We start from the raw sequence: 14,685 nt of genomic DNA, 5'->3' as shown, positions 1-14,685 counted from the left end.
GGTAATCCCAACTGGTCCAGCCATAATTTACAATAATAATAAGAACAGTCTCTTGTGAACGCAACTGCGCACATTAGGCACACGCATTCTCCCATACGCCGGTCTTTCGTCGACCGATGGCGTGTGATAGGAAAGCGCGAACATTAAAAAATTAAACCATCGTTTAGGAACACCCGGTCGATGCGCGGTCTGGTGGATCCTGTCAACGATAGAATATGCGGGAATGGGATGCATACAGGGCGTTCGAGCTTCGAATATGAAGAACTGTTGGCTTGCGGACGTGGGGAGCTGTTTGGAGCAGGCAACGCGCAGTTGCCGCTGCCACCAATGCTCATGTTCGACCGGATCTCCGAGATCTCTGAGGAAGGCGGCGCACACGGCAAAGGCCTGATCCGTGCGGAACTGGAAATCAAGCCGGATCTTTGGTTCTTTGATTGCCACTTCAAGGGCGACCCGGTCATGCCTGGTTGTCTGGGTCTGGATGCGCTTTGGCAGATGACGGGCTTCTTCCTGGGCTGGCTGGGAGAACCCGGTCGTGGCCGCGCGCTGTCGTCCGGTGAAATCAAATTTACTGGCCAAATCACACCCGATGTTAAAAAGATCGAGTATGGTGTTGATCTCAAGCGCGTCATGCGCTCGAAGCTCAAGCTTGCGATCGCAGACGGGTGGGTGAAGGCCGACGGTGAACAGATCTACACAGCAAAAGACTTGCGCGTCGGTCTGTTTCAGGACGAGCAGGACTAAGCCTGCTGCGTGCCACATCTACGAGAAGAATATGAGGCCTGGAACAACAGGCCTCTTCTATGTGCAGTTTACGGCAGGCGCAGCAGGCGCCTTGTCGTGTTTTAACCACGGGAGTCCTTCATGAGGCGTGTGGTCGTTACCGGTATCGGTATTGTTTCATCCATCGGCGATAATGCAAAAGAAGTGCAGCAAAGCTTACGCGATGGCACTTCTGGTATTGTCCGGGCGCAAGACTATGCAGATCTGGGCTTCAAGTGCCAGGTACACGGCGCCCCGAAGATGGATCCGTTCGAAGTTCTCGGCCGCCGCGCAACCCGTTTCATGGGCACGGGCGCAGCTTGGAACTACGTTGCCATGCAGCAGGCAATTGAAGACGCCAAGCTCTCGGAAGATCAGGTGTCTCACGAGCGTACGGGATTGATTATGGGGTCAGGCGGCCCATCGACCCGCGCCATTGTCGAAGCAGCTGACATCACGCGCGAAAAAGGCCCACGCCGCATCGGACCAACCGCGGTGCCAAAAGCGATGAGTTCAACAAACTCGGCAACGCTGGCTACGCCGTTCAAGATCCACGGCGTGAACTATTCCATATCCGCTGCTTGTGCCACAACAAACATCTGTATTGGCAATGCGGCTGAACTGATCCAATGGGGAAAGCAGGATATTGTCTTCGCTGGTGGTGGCGAAGAACTGGACTGGACGCTTTCCAACATGTTCGATGCCATGGGTGCCATGTCGAGCGGCTACAACGATACGCCGGAAACGGCATCCCGACCTTACGACAAGAACCGTGATGGATTCGTGATTGCAGGTGGGGCTGGCGTCTTGGTTCTGGAAGAACTGGAACATGCCAAGGCCCGCGGAGCCACGATCTATGCCGAGGTCGTGGGTTATGGGGCTACATCCGACGGTTATGACATGGTTGCACCAAGCGGCGAGGGTGCCGCTCGTTGTATGCGTCTGGCCATTGAAGGGCTTGATTGTGATGTGGACTATATCAATCCGCATGCGACATCCACACCGGTTGGCGACGTCAAGGAAATCGAAGCAATTCGCGACGTCTTTGGTGACAAGATTCCGCCAATTTCCGCCACTAAAGCGCTAACCGGCCATTCGCTGGGTGCTGCTGGCGTACAGGAAGCAATCTATTCACTTCTCATGATGCAGGGCGATTTCATTGCCGCTTCTGCTCATATTGACGAACTGGACCCTGACTTTGCGGATATGCCAATTGTGCGCGAGCGCAAGGATAACGCCGGTCTGAACTGTGTTCTGTCCAACGGCTTTGGCTTTGGCGGCACAAACGCCTCGGTCGTTTTCAAGCGCTACAACGACTAAAACTATTGCAGGGAACGGGTTGGACTTCATGAAACCGCCAACCCGCTCCGACAACAGGAGTTTCATATGAACAAGCTGATGCAGGGCAAGCGTGGTCTTGTCATGGGCGTTGCAAACGACCACTCAATTGCCTGGAGCATTGCGAAAGCACTGGCCGACCAAGGGGCAGAACTGGCTTTCACCTATCAAGGTGAAGCTTTTGGGCGCCGGATCAAGCCTCTGGCCGAGAGCGTTGGCGCCAACCTAGTGCTTCCATGTGATGTGGAAGACATCAGCAGTGTTGATGGTGTATTTGATCGCCTCAAGGAAGAGTGGGGATCAATTGATTTTCTTGTTCACGCCATTGCGTTCTCCGACAAGTCCGAACTGAAGGGAAAATATGCGAACACCACGCGCGAGAATTTCTCTCGCACCATGGTGATTTCATGCTTCTCCTTCACTGAAGTGGCAAAACGCGCGGCCGAATTGATGACCAACGGCGGTTCAATGCTCACTCTGACTTATGGTGGATCCACTCAGGTGCAGCCGAACTATAACGTTATGGGTGTTGCCAAAGCGGCTTTGGAAGCTTCTGTGCGCTATCTTGCCTTCGACTACGGGGAAAAGGGAATTCGGATCAACGCGCTCTCTGCAGGGCCAGTGCGAACCCTGGCTGGTGCAGGAATTGCGGATGCACGCATCATGTTCAATTACCAGCGCGACAACTCTCCACTCAAGACAACTGTAACCTCGGAACAGCTTGGGGGCTCTGGCCTATACCTTCTGTCAGATCTGTCCGGCGGCGTTACCGGTGAGGTACACTTTGTCGATGCAGGCTACAACATCATGTCCATGCCACGCATTGAGAGCCTGAAAACACTGGACAACGCCGAGTAAAACTCGCGCTTTTAGCCAAGTTTCAAAGCGGTGTTGATTTCAAATCGGCACCGCTTTTTTTATTAGAACTCTTCGTCAGGATAGACACCAAACAAGCGGGTTTGATCGACCCAACCTTCAAAATCCTTGCCCGAAATGCGGCAGTATCCGTCATCGCACTCCAGTACACCGGCCAAAACGAGCGGCTCCATATAGGCAATGATTTGCTCATTGGGTCCGGGCGCGCTGCGCAAGGGCGTGGTTTCGTTCGCATCAGCCCATGGGGTGACCAGTGCCGAGCGATAGCCAGACAACAGCGTTCGGAATACCCAGCCCGTATTGCCTTCCCAATCCCGAATGCGTCGCCAGTTTTCAAATTCCTGGATGATTTCCACTGGCACTCGGCTCTTCACGAAGGACCACGCAATATCATGGTCGCGACTGGGGCCAACACGCACATTCACCCGATCGGATTTAATGCTGACGTAACGTGGCACCGGCAGGCCGCTGGCTCCAGTACCGGACGATTGAGCCGCTGCGGGAAGCGGCACAGAACCCAGCGAGACGGCAATCAAGAAGCTACTCAAGACCAGACGACAAGCTCGGAATCTGTTATTTGGCATGGCTTTACCGAAACTTTCCAACAGGGATAACGTGTGTGGGTTGTACAAGGTGACCTGAACTATCATTCTTTGCGTGCTATGGTTATGCCATAGCGGCAGATGGATTAATCAGGCCTGATTGACAGCACTTGTTTTACACGGGTCATCTGCTTATGAAAACAGGTGGGGGCTACGGATTTCTAGTCCCATATGGTGGACATCGTAGAGTTAACAAACTCTCAATGAATTTCAGAAGGCGGGGATCATGCCCAAAAAGAAGCCCGTTGTGGTGGTTACGCGTAAGCTTCCTGATGTTGTTGAGACGCGCATGCGCGAGCTGTTTGATACGCGGCTGAATGAAACGGACCGACCCTTTAGCCAGGCAGAGCTTGTTGAGGCTGTTAAGACGGCGGATGTGCTTGTCCCAACTGTAACCGATCGCATCGATGCCTCAGTACTGGCTCAATCCGGTCCCGACCTGAAAATGATTGCCAACTTTGGTAATGGTGTCGACAACATCGATGTTGTGACGGCAAATAATCGCGGCATCGCTGTTACCAATACGACCGGTGTGATGACCGAAGACACGGCTGACATGACCATGGCGCTGATCCTGGCGGTGCCACGCCGGTTGATGGAAGGGATCAAGAAGATCGAAAACAACGAATGGTCTGGCTGGTCCCCAACATGGATGCTGGGCCACCGTATCTGGGGCAAGAGGCTTGGTATCATCGGCATGGGCCGCATCGGTCAGGCCGTTGCCCGGCGCGCCAAAGCCTTTGGTATGTCCATTCACTATCACAACCGCATTCGTGAACCTCTGGACGTCGAGGAAAAGCTGGAAGCGACCTATTGGGAGAGTCTCGACCAAATGTTGGCGCGGATGGACGTGGTTTCCATTCACTGCCCCCACACACCGGCAACCTACCATCTACTGTCTGCCCGCCGCTTGAAGCTGATGAAGCCTGACGCCTACATCGTCAACACGGCACGCGGCGAGGTGGTGGATGAAAATGCGTTGATCCGCCAGATAGAAGCCGGCGAACTAGCTGGGGCGGGACTTGATGTTTTCGAGCATGAGCCTGCCGTGAATCCACGCTTTACCAAATGCGAAAAGGTAGTGCTTTTGCCTCATATGGGATCCGCGACGATCGAGGGACGTATCGATATGGGCGAAAAGGTTATCATCAACATCAAGGCCTTCATGGATGGGCATCGCCCACCGGACCGCGTGTTGCCATCCATGCTGTGACACGACCGACCCTGCCGACAAGATTTCGGGGCTGCACTTATGATGCAGCCCTTTTTGTCAGTGTGACTTGAGGTACTTGTTCCAGATTGGCTCAGCTTTCATTCCCGCAAGAAATGCTGCATGAGCTTCTTTTTCCGCCTCAGTGAGGGCAGAGATCAGCGGAGTTGGTCTCTGAGCAGCCGGCTTGCGCTGACGTCGTCCTGAGCCTTCCGAAGTGTCGTAGTCTTCTTCATCATCGGAGAGGATAAGATTGCGTTGCTTTCCACCGTTCAGTTCCAGATAGACTTCGGCGAGAAGCTCGGCGTCAAGCAAAGCACCGTGCTTGGTGCGCTTTGAATTATCAATTCCAAAACGCGAACACAGAGCATCCAAGGAGGCAGAGCCGGTTGGATACTTGCGACGCGCCATGGTGAGCGTATCCAACACCTGATTATCCGGGATGTTGGGAAGGCCACAGCGGCCCAGTTCCATATTGATGAAACCCATGTCAAACGGCGCGTTGTGAATTACCAAACGAGCATCGCCGACGAAATCGAGAAACTCCTGCGCCACCTCTGCGAACTTGGGCTTGTCCTTTAGAAACTCCTCCGATAGCCCGTGAACACGATAGGCTTCTTCCGGCATGTCGCGTTCCGGATTGATGTAGACATGATACACGCGTCCGGTCGGGATAAAGTTGATCAACTCCACCCCCCCAATCTCGACCAGTCGGTCGCCATCCAGAGGATTAAGGCCGGTTGTTTCGGTATCGAAAGAAATTTCACGCATGTATCTGTTTCCGTTACGCCATCAAGGACAATGTTCTCATAAGCGCTCTTACGGCACTTTGCGCGACAGTCGTGCCTCGCCCGGTATCAATCAAAAAATGAGCCCTCCGCCTTTTGTCTGCATCCGGCAACTGCTTGGCAAGGATAGAGTTAAACTTTTCCTCGCTCATCCCCGACCGATCGAGCACCCGCTTTCTTTGAATCTCAGGTGACGCAGACACAACACACACTGCATCTACTCGGCCTGGCACCCACTTTTCCAACAACAAGGGAATGTCAAGAACAGCAACGCGCCGACGCGCTTCACGCGCTCTTTTCAAAAACGCCAGTTCTTCTTCATGTACGAGAGGATGAACGATCGCTTCCAGTCTCGACATGGCTTGCGGATTACCCAAAACGTATTCCGCCAATAGACCACGATCAATACGGCCATCCCGCGTCACCCCTGGGAAAGCCGTTTCCACCGGTGCAACAGCACGACCCGCATACAAGCGATGAACAGCCGCATCCGCGTCATAAACTGCAGCTCCTTCGTCGGCAAACATTTTTGCTGTTGTCGATTTACCCATACCGATGGAGCCGGTGAGGCCTAAAACAATCATGCTACTGATCCATATCCTTCAAGATCAAGGAACGGAGCTCCGGTGTTACCACCGGATGGATACCAAACCATTTTTCGAAACCGGGAACCGCTTGATGGAGCAGCATTCCAAGACCATCGACAACCTGATTACCCCGTGCCTTGGCTGCGGCCAGTAAATCGGTCATCAAGGGCGTATACACGATATCGGTTACAACCGCTGTTGACGGCAAGCGATCAAGATCAAGGTCAAGAGGGCGTTGGCCTGTCATTCCAAGAGCAGTCGTATTCACAAGAAGGTCGCAGTTTTCCAATTCTTCTGAACGAGTTTCCCACACACTTGTCCTAATCGGCTTACCAAAATGATGTTGCAAGGCCTCAGCTTTTTCCAATGTTCGGTTAATCAGTACAATCTCTTGATAATTCCGCTGTTTTAATGCCCACAGGATGGCACGAGCGGCGCCGCCAGCGCCGAGCACAACTGCTTTTGCCTTACGGGTGTCCCATCCTGGCGCTGCTTGATCCAAATTTCCCAAAAAACCCACGGCGTCCGTGTTGGACCCCTGCAATTTGCCAGTTTCATCAATCCAGAGCGTGTTGACTGCACCGATTTCACGGGCCGCATCATCAACGATATCCGCCGCTTCAAGTGCGATCTCCTTGTTTGGGATCGTCACATTGCACCCCACAAGCTGATGTTCTGGCAAACTCTTGAAAAAGGTAAGAGCTTCGTGCGGAGGCACATCAACCAAGCCATACTTCCCCTCAATCCCATAGGTTTTAAGCCAGTAGCCATGAATAAGCGGCGAGCGCGAATGCTTGACGGGATGGCCGGTGACCGCAGCTTTCCTCATTTCAAAACAGCTCCTTCTGAGCGCAGGAAATCAAGTAGAGGTAAAAGGGGAAGGCCCAACACTGTGAAGTAATCACCTTCAATTCGCTCAAACAATTGCACTCCCAACGACTCCAATTGGTACGCGCCGACACTGGAAAGGATTTTCTCACCAGCGCGATCGATGTACTCATCTAGAAACGCGCTGGAGAGTTCGCGCACACTTAGTTCCGCAGTCGAGATTGTTTCCCAAACAACTTGTCCGTCATGTGCGACACAAACCGCCGAATGAAGACTGTGTACCTTGCCGGAGAACGCGACAAGCTGACGACGAGCGGCTTCGAGGTTCTCTGGTTTTGTAAGCCGCTGTCCTTCAAAGTCGAGAACCTGATCGGCACCTATGACAAGTTTCCCTGGGCGATGTGCGGAAACATCCAGAGCTTTTGCACGAGCCAGCTCTTGGGCGATTTCGCTTGGAGACGCGCCACCTTGTAACATGGGTTCTTCAAGGGCACGTTCATCCACTTTTGCCGGGTCAACTTCAAACGAAAGACCGGCGTTCTTTAAAAGTGAGGCACGAACCGCGCTTCCGCTGGCAAGGATCAGTTCTTTCATAATTCACCTGACTGTTGGCCAATAGGAATTGGAGGACAAATAGATAGTCCTCACTGAGGGGTATGTCGATGATCGGCCTTGTGTGCGCGTAGATACGCCATGATCTCGGCTGCTGTTTCTTCAATGGAGCGTCGCGTTACATCGATAAGGGGCCAGCCTTGCTCTTTGCATAGTTTGCGAGCACGAAGGATTTCCTGGGATATGAGCTTCCTGTCGATATAGCTGTCACTATCCGTTGAAGGAATTGTGGACAACACACGATTTTGGCGAATATCACGAATGCGTTCAGCACTTGCAGTCAGCCCGACAACCAACGGTTTTTTAAGCTTCATGAGCTGTCGGGGCGGCTTTATTTCGGGAACGAGAGGAATATTGGCAGCCTTGATACCCCGATTTGCCAAATAGATGCAGGTCGGTGTTTTGGATGTGCGGCTCACTCCCACCAACACAACGTCCGCCAACTCGAGATCCTCGGTAATCTGACCATCATCGTGCAGCATGGTGTAATTCAGCGCTTCCATGCGCTCAAAATACTCATCATCCAACGCATGCTGCCCGCCCACCCGCGGAGCCATATCCACATTCAGAAACGAACTGAAGACATTATGGACCGGTTGCATGACATTGACACACGGCGTTCCTATTCGCTGGCAAGCCCGTTCAAGGTGCTGGGCGAATTCAGGCTCTACCAGTGTGTAAAGCACGATGCCGGGCGCAGCCTCAATCTCCGATATGACCCGATCAAGCTGTCGCTCCTGCCGAATGAGCGGATAAACATGTTCGATTGGATGGATATTTTCGAATTGGGCGGTAACGGCGCGGACAACAGTCATCAAAGTTTCACCTGTTGAATCCGAAATCATGTGTAAATGGAACACGTTAGACTGGTTTCCCATATTATAATCCCCATGGCCGTGGCTGACTCAAGGATAACTCGGCCATTTGCTGAGTCGGCATAAAAGTCATACCCGCAAAGCGATTTCGATCAACAGATGAAAATTCGCTGCAAACCTTTTGCGAAATGGTCGTGCACTTTTGGATTGCACAAAAGCCTATAAACGTTTTCACAGGATACGAAAAAAATAATTCCCGAGTTATTCAGATGGAGCAATCAGGCAACCTATTGAATCTGAGTGATTTTTGCCTTTATTGACTCCATGACAGTTTTTTCCACGGGATCTGCCCGTGAGTTTATGCTGCGATTGTCAAACACTGAGTGAATTGTGGATGCCATTTGATCCTTGTAATTCACTCCCTAATAGAAAAAACAGCATCCTCATAAATGAGGATTGTTAGAGTCAGATCAGGGATAAAAGGGCAGGCCATGAACTCTCACGACCGAAAGCTAATGCGCGTTCTAAACGGCGAAAAATTCGCGCAACCGCCCGTCTGGATGATGAGACAGGCCGGAAGATATCTTCCCGAATACAAAGCAGAGCGGGCCAAAGCTCCAAATTTCCTTGATTTTTGCTACAATCCGGATCTCGCCACAGAGGTCACACTTCAACCGATCCGCCGCTTTGGCTTTGATGCAGCCATTCTGTTTTCCGACATCTTCGTTGTGCCGGATGGCTTAGGCTATCCAGTTCGCTTTGAAGAAGGACGTGGTCCGGTTCTTGAACCGCTTTCCCGTGAATTGATCGGCAAGCTGGATCAGGATCGAACAATGAAGCACCTTGAGCCGGTCATAGAGACCGTTTCACGGCTGCGTGTTGAGCTGCCTACGGAAACAACCCTTCTGGGCTTCTGTGGCGCTCCCTGGACCGTTGCATGCTATTCTGTCGCCGGTCACACCACCCCGGATCAAACAGCTGCTCGCATCGGCTCTTACACGGATCCAGAGCTGCTACAGGCTTTCATCGACCACCTGATCGAGGCGTCTGCGACCTATCTCATTGCTCAGATCGATGCTGGTGCCGATGCATTGCAGGTTTTCGACACATGGGCGGGGGTATTGGATGACTTGGGTTTTGAACGCTGGTCAATAGCGCCGACCAAGGCCTTGGTAGCCAAAGTCAAGGCTGCGCGCCCCTCCGCAAAAATCATCGGTTTCCCCAAGGCATCCGCAGCTCGCTTGCATCGTTTCGTGGATGAAACTGGTGTTGATGCAGTTGGGCTTGATTGGAGCGTCCCGGCCGATGTTGCACAGTCTTTGCAAAAGAAGTTGCCTGTTCAAGGCAATCTGGATCCGATGCGTCTCGTTGCAGGTGGAACGGCATTGGATGAAGGCATTGACCATGTTCTCGACCTCTTTAAAACCGGGCCACACATTTTCAATCTGGGTCATGGCGTAGTGCCGCAAACCAACCCGGATCACGTCGCTCACATGGTGAAGCGAGTTCAAGGCCGTATTTGATAGTTTTTGAGAGAGGGTGGGGGCCCGTATGGCGGATTTATATCTCTGGATGAAAACGCTGCATATCATCTCGGTCATCTCTTGGATGGCCGGGCTGTTTTATCTGCCGCGGTTATTTGTCTATCACACAGGTGCTGAAACTGGCTCAGACAAGAGCGAAACGTTCAAGATCATGGAGCGGCGCCTTCTGAAAGCCATCATGGGACCTGCCATGCATGCCTCATGGCTTTTCGGGCTGATAACGGTGTATTTGCTCGGTGCCTATTGGGATCTTTGGTTTCTTTTGAAGTTGTGTCTGGTGGTTTTGATGACCGCATTTCACATGAGATTGAGTTTTCATGTCCGGCAGTTTGCGAAGGATGAAAACAAGAATACAGAGCGTTATTACAGAATTATCAATGAGGTACCGACAGTTCTCATGATCTTCATCGTAATTCTGGTAATATTTAAACCTTAGAGTTGTTTCACTGTAACTAGTTATCCCAGATATTTCTGAGATATTCGTGATTTTTGGGCCTTGTCGTAAGGCCAATTTGCGGCTATGTTCTGCCCAACCTCATTTAGTGCAGTTTGGTACCTAATCCTCTGAAGAGGGACCTGCTCGCAAGAAGCGGGTGCGCCAACCTGTGTATTCCCCACCCATTAAAGTGTTCATTCGTTCTTGAGAATTCTGATCAAGCACAGAACCATTAGAGAAAACGATCCCAGTTGATGCGGGAAATGAAACTCAAAGATCTTAAAGAGAAAACACCGACCGAACTCCTCGCTTTTGCTGAAGAGCACGAGGTCGAAAACGCGAACGCCCTTCGCAAACAGGAACTCATGTTTGCGATCCTTAAACGTCTGGCCGAACAAGATATCGAAATTGTTGGTGAAGGCGTTGTGGAGGTTTTACAGGACGGTTTTGGTTTTCTTCGTTCACCGGATGCAAACTATCTGCCTGGACCCGACGACATTTATGTCTCGCCTTCCCAAATCCGCCGGTTTTCCCTGCGGACGGGCGATACGGTTGAAGGACAGATCCGCAGTCCAAAAGAGGGCGAACGTTATTTCGCTCTGTTAAAAGTTAACAAAATCAATTTTGAAGAACCCGATAAAGCACGCCATAAAGTCCACTTTGACAATCTGACACCGCTTTATCCGGATCATCGTTTCAATCTTGAGATTGAAAACCCGACCAAGAAAGACTTGTCTGCGCGGGTCATCGACCTGGTTGCCCCTCTGGGTAAAGGCCAACGTGCTCTGATTACGGCACCGCCACGAACTGGTAAGACCGTCTTTCTTCAAAACATTGCCCAGTCCATCACCACCAATCATCCCGAATGCTATTTGATCGTGCTTCTGATTGACGAACGTCCTGAAGAAGTAACCGACATGCAGCGTACGGTGAACGGGGAAGTGGTTTCTTCCACGTTTGACGAACCTGCCGCGCGCCACGTTCAGGTGGCTGAGATGGTGATTGAAAAGGCCAAGCGACTCGTTGAACACGGCCGCGATGTTGTGATCCTGCTGGATTCCATCACACGCTTGGGCCGTGCTTACAACACGGTTGTTCCGTCCTCCGGTAAGGTTCTGACGGGTGGTGTGGATGCAAACGCTCTGCAGCGTCCAAAGCGCTTCTTCGGTGCTGCCCGTAACATTGAAGAGGGTGGCTCGCTCACCATCATCGCAACGGCTCTTATTGATACCGGCAGCCGCATGGATGAAGTGATCTTCGAAGAGTTCAAGGGCACAGGTAACTCCGAAATCATCCTGGATCGCAAGATCTCCGACAAGCGTGTATTCCCAGCCGTTGATATTCAGCGTTCTGGTACTCGTAAGGAAGAGCTGTTGGTTCCAGCGGACAAGCTCAAGAAGACCTTTGTTCTGCGCCGCATCCTCAACCCAATGGGTACAGTGGATGCAGCGGAGTTCCTGATGGACAAGCTGCGGCAGACCAAGTCCAACGAAGAGTTCTTCGATTCAATGAACACGTAGGCTTTATACTGCGATCACGTGAAACAGGCCGGCCTCAGAAAATGAGGCCGGCTTTTTTGTTGGTGCACCAGTTAGGGGAGGAGGGGGCAATGCCCATTCAATTGAAAAGCCCTGTCATTGAGACAGAGCGTTTGATCCTGAGGCCGTGGAAGCAGGAAGACCGAGAACACTACTTCACCTTGAGTAGCGATGAAGACGTGATGGCGTACTTTCCAAATGCGCAAATGCAAGAAGAAGCTGATTCAGTTTTTGCGCGTATCTTCGCGCGGCAGGAAGAGGTTGGGCAATGCTTCCCGGTGATAGAAGAAAAAAACACAGGCGCGTTTCTTGGCTTTTGCGGTCTGAGTGTTCCACGTGGTGATTTGGGCTTGCCCGTGTGGCCTACCGTTGAAATCGGGTGGCGGCTACACAAGGCCCATTGGGGCAAGGGCATCACTCTGGAAGCTGCTAAGGCTTGGCTCGAGTTTGCCTTCCATGAGCTGAAACTGGAAGAAGTGATTGCCTACACGGCTCACAACAACATGAAGTCTCGTCGCGTGATGGAGAAACTCGGCATGTCCCGTAATCCATCCGATGATTTCCTCATCACCAGTTTGGATCGAGATCATCGCCTGAACCCTCACGTTCTTTATCGGCTTGCGGCCGAGGTTTGGCGGGAAGATTGATTTCTCAGGAAATCTTGTTTCACGTGAATCCTCAAAATGTGGAGAGGGGAGCAGGGGCTTTTTATGCCTCTGCTCTTTGTTTTTCGGGACCATTCAGGAGATGCGCTGCATCTCTTCTTCAATGGCCTCAGCTGTGAAAAGAGGGACACTGCAACCGTTTTCAGAACAAATCAAAACCTCTGATGCAGCTGCATCGGCTTTCGTCGTGACAGTGGCGAACCACGCGGGATCACCACTTTTCCAAGCAGCGGAAACTTGGTTAGTCTCTCTATCAGGAGAGAGGGTGATCTCTGCCTTTTTGAACCGTGTGCGGGTGTCGAGGGCATTGAGCAGGGCGGCGGTTCCGAAGATGTTGGCTCTGATCTCCCCGGTGAAGCTGGCGATCAGCTTGTCTGCGCGCTCGCGATAGGCCGCATCATCAGTCAGCATCCAGTATTCGACCAGCGCGTTAGCGGCGACCGCGTTATAGTTCGGGATGGCTTCATCCATCGCATGATAGGGCCGCACGAGAAGATCATCAGAGCTCTCTGAGGTCATATAGTAGCCGCCTTGAGGGTGGGCATAGCGTGCATCCAATTGATCGAGAAGTGCCTTTGCTTTGCCAATCAGGGCGCTTTTCTTTTCCGGGTCATCCTCTATCCGAGCCAGAGCAAGGGCTGCACGGGCGAGGTGGGCATAGTCTCCCGCAAAGGCGGCTGGGCCCTTCACTCCTTCGCGAATGGAGTGGATCATGGAGCCATCAGTCTCTCTCATGTGCGTTTCGATAAACTCGAAAATTCTGTGAGCTAAAGTCCTCAATTGGCTCTTCAACGATTCACGTGAAACAATTTGGTAACCATGTGCTAGGGCTGAGATCAGCATGGCATTCCAGTCGAGAAGCACCTTGTCATCTCTATGGGGACGGATCCGTTTTGCACGCTCCTCTAGCAGCAGAGCAAGACAGGCTGAGAGCTGACCTTCCTCTTCCTCCGTCAACGGGCGGGGCAGGGGGCGTGATCGGTTCAAAATGGTCGTGCCTTCCCAGTTGCCTTGTGGCTGAACATCATAGACAGCGCGGAACAGCTCGATGCTGTTCTCTGGGAGAAGGTTGGAGAGTTCCTCATCGGTCCAGACATAGAACTTGCCCTCAACCCCTTCGCTGTCTGCATCAAGCGCAGCTGAGACACCGCCTTCCGGCAGCACCATCTCACGCTCGATCCAGTCGACCGTTTCAGAAAGGCGGCGAATGAAGAGCGGATCCTGTGTGTGGCAATAGGCCCAGCAAAGATGATCAATGTACTGGGCGTTGTCGTAGAGCATCTTTTCAAAGTGGGGGACGAGCCAGTTCTCATCGACCGAATAGCGGGCAAGGCCGCCGCCCACATGGTCGTAGATGCCGCCCTGGCTCATCATGCGCAGGCTTTCGGCATGAAGATCAATGAGGTCTTTGTTGTGCTCGCGATAGCCGGTTCTCAGAATGAGCTCCATGACAGAGGCTTGAGGGAACTTCGGCGCCCCACGCATGCCGCCAAGCTCGCGGTCTATCATTGAGGAAAGACGCTCTCCGGCTGCGCTCACTAGCCCCTGATCAACCGCGGAGGGTTGCTTGGGGCGCTCGTTCAGCACCATCAAAAGGGATTGCCGATTGGTCTCTACGGTGTCCTGATCATTGGCGAAAGTGTTGGCCACGGCGTTCAATACTTGCTTGAACGAGGGGCGTCCGTAGCGCGCTTCCTTTGGAAAGTAGGTGCCGCCCCAAACGGGTTCTGCCTCTGATGTGAGGAACATGGTCAAAGGCCAGCCGCCTTGTTCGCCCAAGGCATGAAGGGCGCGCATGTAAACCAGATCAACGTCGGGGCGTTCTTCCCGATCAACCTTGATGTTGATATAAAGATCGTTCATCAGCTCTGCGGTCTCGTCGTCCTCAAAGCTTTCATGGGCCATGACATGGCACCAATGACAGGCAGAGTAGCCGACAGAAAGTAGAATGGGCTTGCCCGTCCGCTTGGCTTTTGCCATTGCCTCAGGACCCCATTCCCACCAGTGCACTGGGTTATTTTTATGTTGAAGAAGGTAGGGGCTTGAAGCGTTTTTTAAGCGGTTCTCTGGCATAGCGAAAGCCT

General features: G+C 52.4%; 15 protein-coding genes. 8 read left to right on the top strand and 7 right to left on the bottom strand.

What is annotated here, in order from left to right; genetic code table 11:
* The first annotated feature begins 228 nt into the window (after positions 1 to 228).
* The 3 genes from fabA to fabI all read left to right on the top strand — a co-directional run bounded on the left by fabA (position 229) and on the right by fabI (position 2,958).
* Positions 229 to 744, top strand: a complete 516-nt coding sequence (gene fabA / locus G512_RS0102930) for a 3-hydroxyacyl-[acyl-carrier-protein] dehydratase FabA (RefSeq protein ID WP_028480407.1) — start codon at positions 229 to 231, stop codon at positions 742 to 744.
* Between the two features lie 120 nt (positions 745 to 864).
* Positions 865 to 2,082 (top strand): beta-ketoacyl-ACP synthase I, encoded by a 1,218-nt coding sequence (gene fabB, locus G512_RS0102925; RefSeq protein ID WP_028480406.1) that lies wholly within the window; start codon positions 865 to 867, stop codon positions 2,080 to 2,082.
* A 66-nt stretch (positions 2,083 to 2,148) separates the two neighbouring features.
* Entirely contained in the window at positions 2,149 to 2,958 is an 810-nt protein-coding gene (gene fabI, locus G512_RS0102920) for an enoyl-ACP reductase FabI (RefSeq protein ID WP_028480405.1), read from the top strand.
* Between the two features lie 62 nt (positions 2,959 to 3,020).
* Here fabI and G512_RS0102915 read toward each other — a convergent pair whose 3' ends face one another.
* Positions 3,021 to 3,560 (bottom strand): SH3 domain-containing protein, encoded by a 540-nt coding sequence (locus G512_RS0102915; RefSeq protein WP_028480404.1) that lies wholly within the window; start codon positions 3,558 to 3,560, stop codon positions 3,021 to 3,023.
* 244 nt (positions 3,561 to 3,804) lie between these two features.
* Between G512_RS0102915 and G512_RS0102910 the strand changes: the two genes are divergently transcribed.
* Positions 3,805 to 4,791 carry a 2-hydroxyacid dehydrogenase gene (locus G512_RS0102910; protein ID WP_028480403.1) on the top strand — a complete coding sequence of 329 codons (987 nt, stop codon included), beginning with the start codon at positions 3,805 to 3,807 and terminating at the stop codon, positions 4,789 to 4,791.
* A 57-nt stretch (positions 4,792 to 4,848) separates the two neighbouring features.
* Here the strand turns inward: G512_RS0102910 and dnaQ are convergent, their stop codons facing one another.
* The 5 genes from dnaQ to G512_RS0102885 are packed head-to-tail and all read right to left on the bottom strand — an operon-like array spanning position 4,849 to position 8,481.
* On the bottom strand, positions 4,849 to 5,559 hold the full coding sequence (gene dnaQ / locus G512_RS0102905; protein ID WP_028480402.1) for a DNA polymerase III subunit epsilon: 711 nt from the start codon (positions 5,557 to 5,559) through the stop codon (positions 4,849 to 4,851).
* Between the two features lie 13 nt (positions 5,560 to 5,572).
* Positions 5,573 to 6,160 carry a dephospho-CoA kinase gene (gene coaE, locus G512_RS0102900; RefSeq protein WP_028480401.1) on the bottom strand — a complete coding sequence of 196 codons (588 nt, stop codon included), beginning with the start codon at positions 6,158 to 6,160 and terminating at the stop codon, positions 5,573 to 5,575.
* 1 nt (position 6,161) lies between these two features.
* A complete protein-coding gene (locus tag G512_RS0102895; protein WP_028480400.1) occupies positions 6,162 to 6,992 on the bottom strand; it encodes a shikimate dehydrogenase in 831 nt (276 codons plus the stop codon).
* Positions 6,989 to 7,588 (bottom strand): Maf family protein, encoded by a 600-nt coding sequence (locus tag G512_RS0102890; protein ID WP_178378248.1) that lies wholly within the window; start codon positions 7,586 to 7,588, stop codon positions 6,989 to 6,991. Before G512_RS0102890 ends, G512_RS0102895 begins: the two co-directional genes overlap by 4 nt.
* Before the next feature lie 47 nt (positions 7,589 to 7,635).
* Positions 7,636 to 8,481: a pyruvate, water dikinase regulatory protein gene (locus tag G512_RS0102885; protein ID WP_028480398.1), complete on the bottom strand. Its 846-nt coding sequence runs from the start codon at positions 8,479 to 8,481 to the stop codon at positions 7,636 to 7,638.
* 428 nt (positions 8,482 to 8,909) lie between these two features.
* Between G512_RS0102885 and hemE the strand changes: the two genes are divergently transcribed.
* The 4 genes from hemE (at position 8,910) to G512_RS0102865 (ending at position 12,583) form a co-directional block, all read left to right on the top strand.
* The gene (gene hemE / locus G512_RS0102880) at positions 8,910 to 9,941 is read left to right on the top strand and encodes a uroporphyrinogen decarboxylase (RefSeq protein ID WP_028480397.1); all 1,032 of its coding nucleotides are present in this window, start codon (positions 8,910 to 8,912) and stop codon (positions 9,939 to 9,941) included.
* A gap of 28 nt (positions 9,942 to 9,969) precedes the next feature.
* Positions 9,970 to 10,398 carry a protoporphyrinogen oxidase HemJ gene (hemJ, locus tag G512_RS0102875; protein ID WP_028480396.1) on the top strand — a complete coding sequence of 143 codons (429 nt, stop codon included), beginning with the start codon at positions 9,970 to 9,972 and terminating at the stop codon, positions 10,396 to 10,398.
* 254 nt (positions 10,399 to 10,652) lie between these two features.
* Entirely contained in the window at positions 10,653 to 11,918 is a 1,266-nt protein-coding gene (gene rho / locus G512_RS0102870; protein WP_028480395.1) for a transcription termination factor Rho, read from the top strand.
* Positions 11,919 to 12,007: 89 nt separating this feature from the next.
* Positions 12,008 to 12,583 carry a GNAT family N-acetyltransferase gene (locus G512_RS0102865; protein ID WP_028480394.1) on the top strand — a complete coding sequence of 192 codons (576 nt, stop codon included), beginning with the start codon at positions 12,008 to 12,010 and terminating at the stop codon, positions 12,581 to 12,583.
* A gap of 93 nt (positions 12,584 to 12,676) precedes the next feature.
* Here the strand turns inward: G512_RS0102865 and G512_RS19815 are convergent, their stop codons facing one another.
* Positions 12,677 to 14,674: a thioredoxin domain-containing protein gene (locus G512_RS19815; protein ID WP_036488337.1), complete on the bottom strand. Its 1,998-nt coding sequence runs from the start codon at positions 14,672 to 14,674 to the stop codon at positions 12,677 to 12,679.
* Positions 14,675 to 14,685: the final 11 nt, after the last annotated feature.

Origin of the sequence: Pseudovibrio exalbescens DSM 16456, assembly GCF_000422785.1 — a bacterium.
GTDB lineage: Bacteria > Pseudomonadota > Alphaproteobacteria > Rhizobiales > Stappiaceae > Pseudovibrio > Pseudovibrio exalbescens.
This window is presented reverse-complemented; position numbering and strand designations above follow the sequence as displayed.

Excerpts from the sequence above, each read along its gene's own strand:
- G512_RS0102915 (WP_028480404.1), bottom strand. The coding sequence starts at position 3,560 with ATGCCAAATAACAGATTCCGAGCTTGTCGTCTGGTCTTGAGTAGCTTC.
- fabA (WP_028480407.1), top strand. The coding sequence starts at position 229 with ATGCATACAGGGCGTTCGAGCTTCGAATATGAAGAACTGTTGGCTTGC.
- G512_RS0102910 (WP_028480403.1), top strand. The coding sequence starts at position 3,805 with ATGCCCAAAAAGAAGCCCGTTGTGGTGGTTACGCGTAAGCTTCCTGAT.
- coaE (WP_028480401.1), bottom strand. The coding sequence starts at position 6,160 with ATGATTGTTTTAGGCCTCACCGGCTCCATCGGTATGGGTAAATCGACA.
- hemJ (WP_028480396.1), top strand. The coding sequence starts at position 9,970 with ATGGCGGATTTATATCTCTGGATGAAAACGCTGCATATCATCTCGGTC.
- dnaQ (WP_028480402.1), bottom strand. The coding sequence starts at position 5,559 with ATGCGTGAAATTTCTTTCGATACCGAAACAACCGGCCTTAATCCTCTG.
- fabI (WP_028480405.1), top strand. The coding sequence starts at position 2,149 with ATGAACAAGCTGATGCAGGGCAAGCGTGGTCTTGTCATGGGCGTTGCA.
- fabB (WP_028480406.1), top strand. The coding sequence starts at position 865 with ATGAGGCGTGTGGTCGTTACCGGTATCGGTATTGTTTCATCCATCGGC.
- rho (WP_028480395.1), top strand. The coding sequence starts at position 10,653 with ATGCGGGAAATGAAACTCAAAGATCTTAAAGAGAAAACACCGACCGAA.
- hemE (WP_028480397.1), top strand. The coding sequence starts at position 8,910 with ATGAACTCTCACGACCGAAAGCTAATGCGCGTTCTAAACGGCGAAAAA.
- G512_RS0102895 (WP_028480400.1), bottom strand. The coding sequence starts at position 6,992 with ATGAGGAAAGCTGCGGTCACCGGCCATCCCGTCAAGCATTCGCGCTCG.
- G512_RS0102865 (WP_028480394.1), top strand. The coding sequence starts at position 12,008 with ATGCCCATTCAATTGAAAAGCCCTGTCATTGAGACAGAGCGTTTGATC.
- G512_RS19815 (WP_036488337.1), bottom strand. The coding sequence starts at position 14,674 with ATGCCAGAGAACCGCTTAAAAAACGCTTCAAGCCCCTACCTTCTTCAA.
- G512_RS0102885 (WP_028480398.1), bottom strand. The coding sequence starts at position 8,481 with ATGGGAAACCAGTCTAACGTGTTCCATTTACACATGATTTCGGATTCA.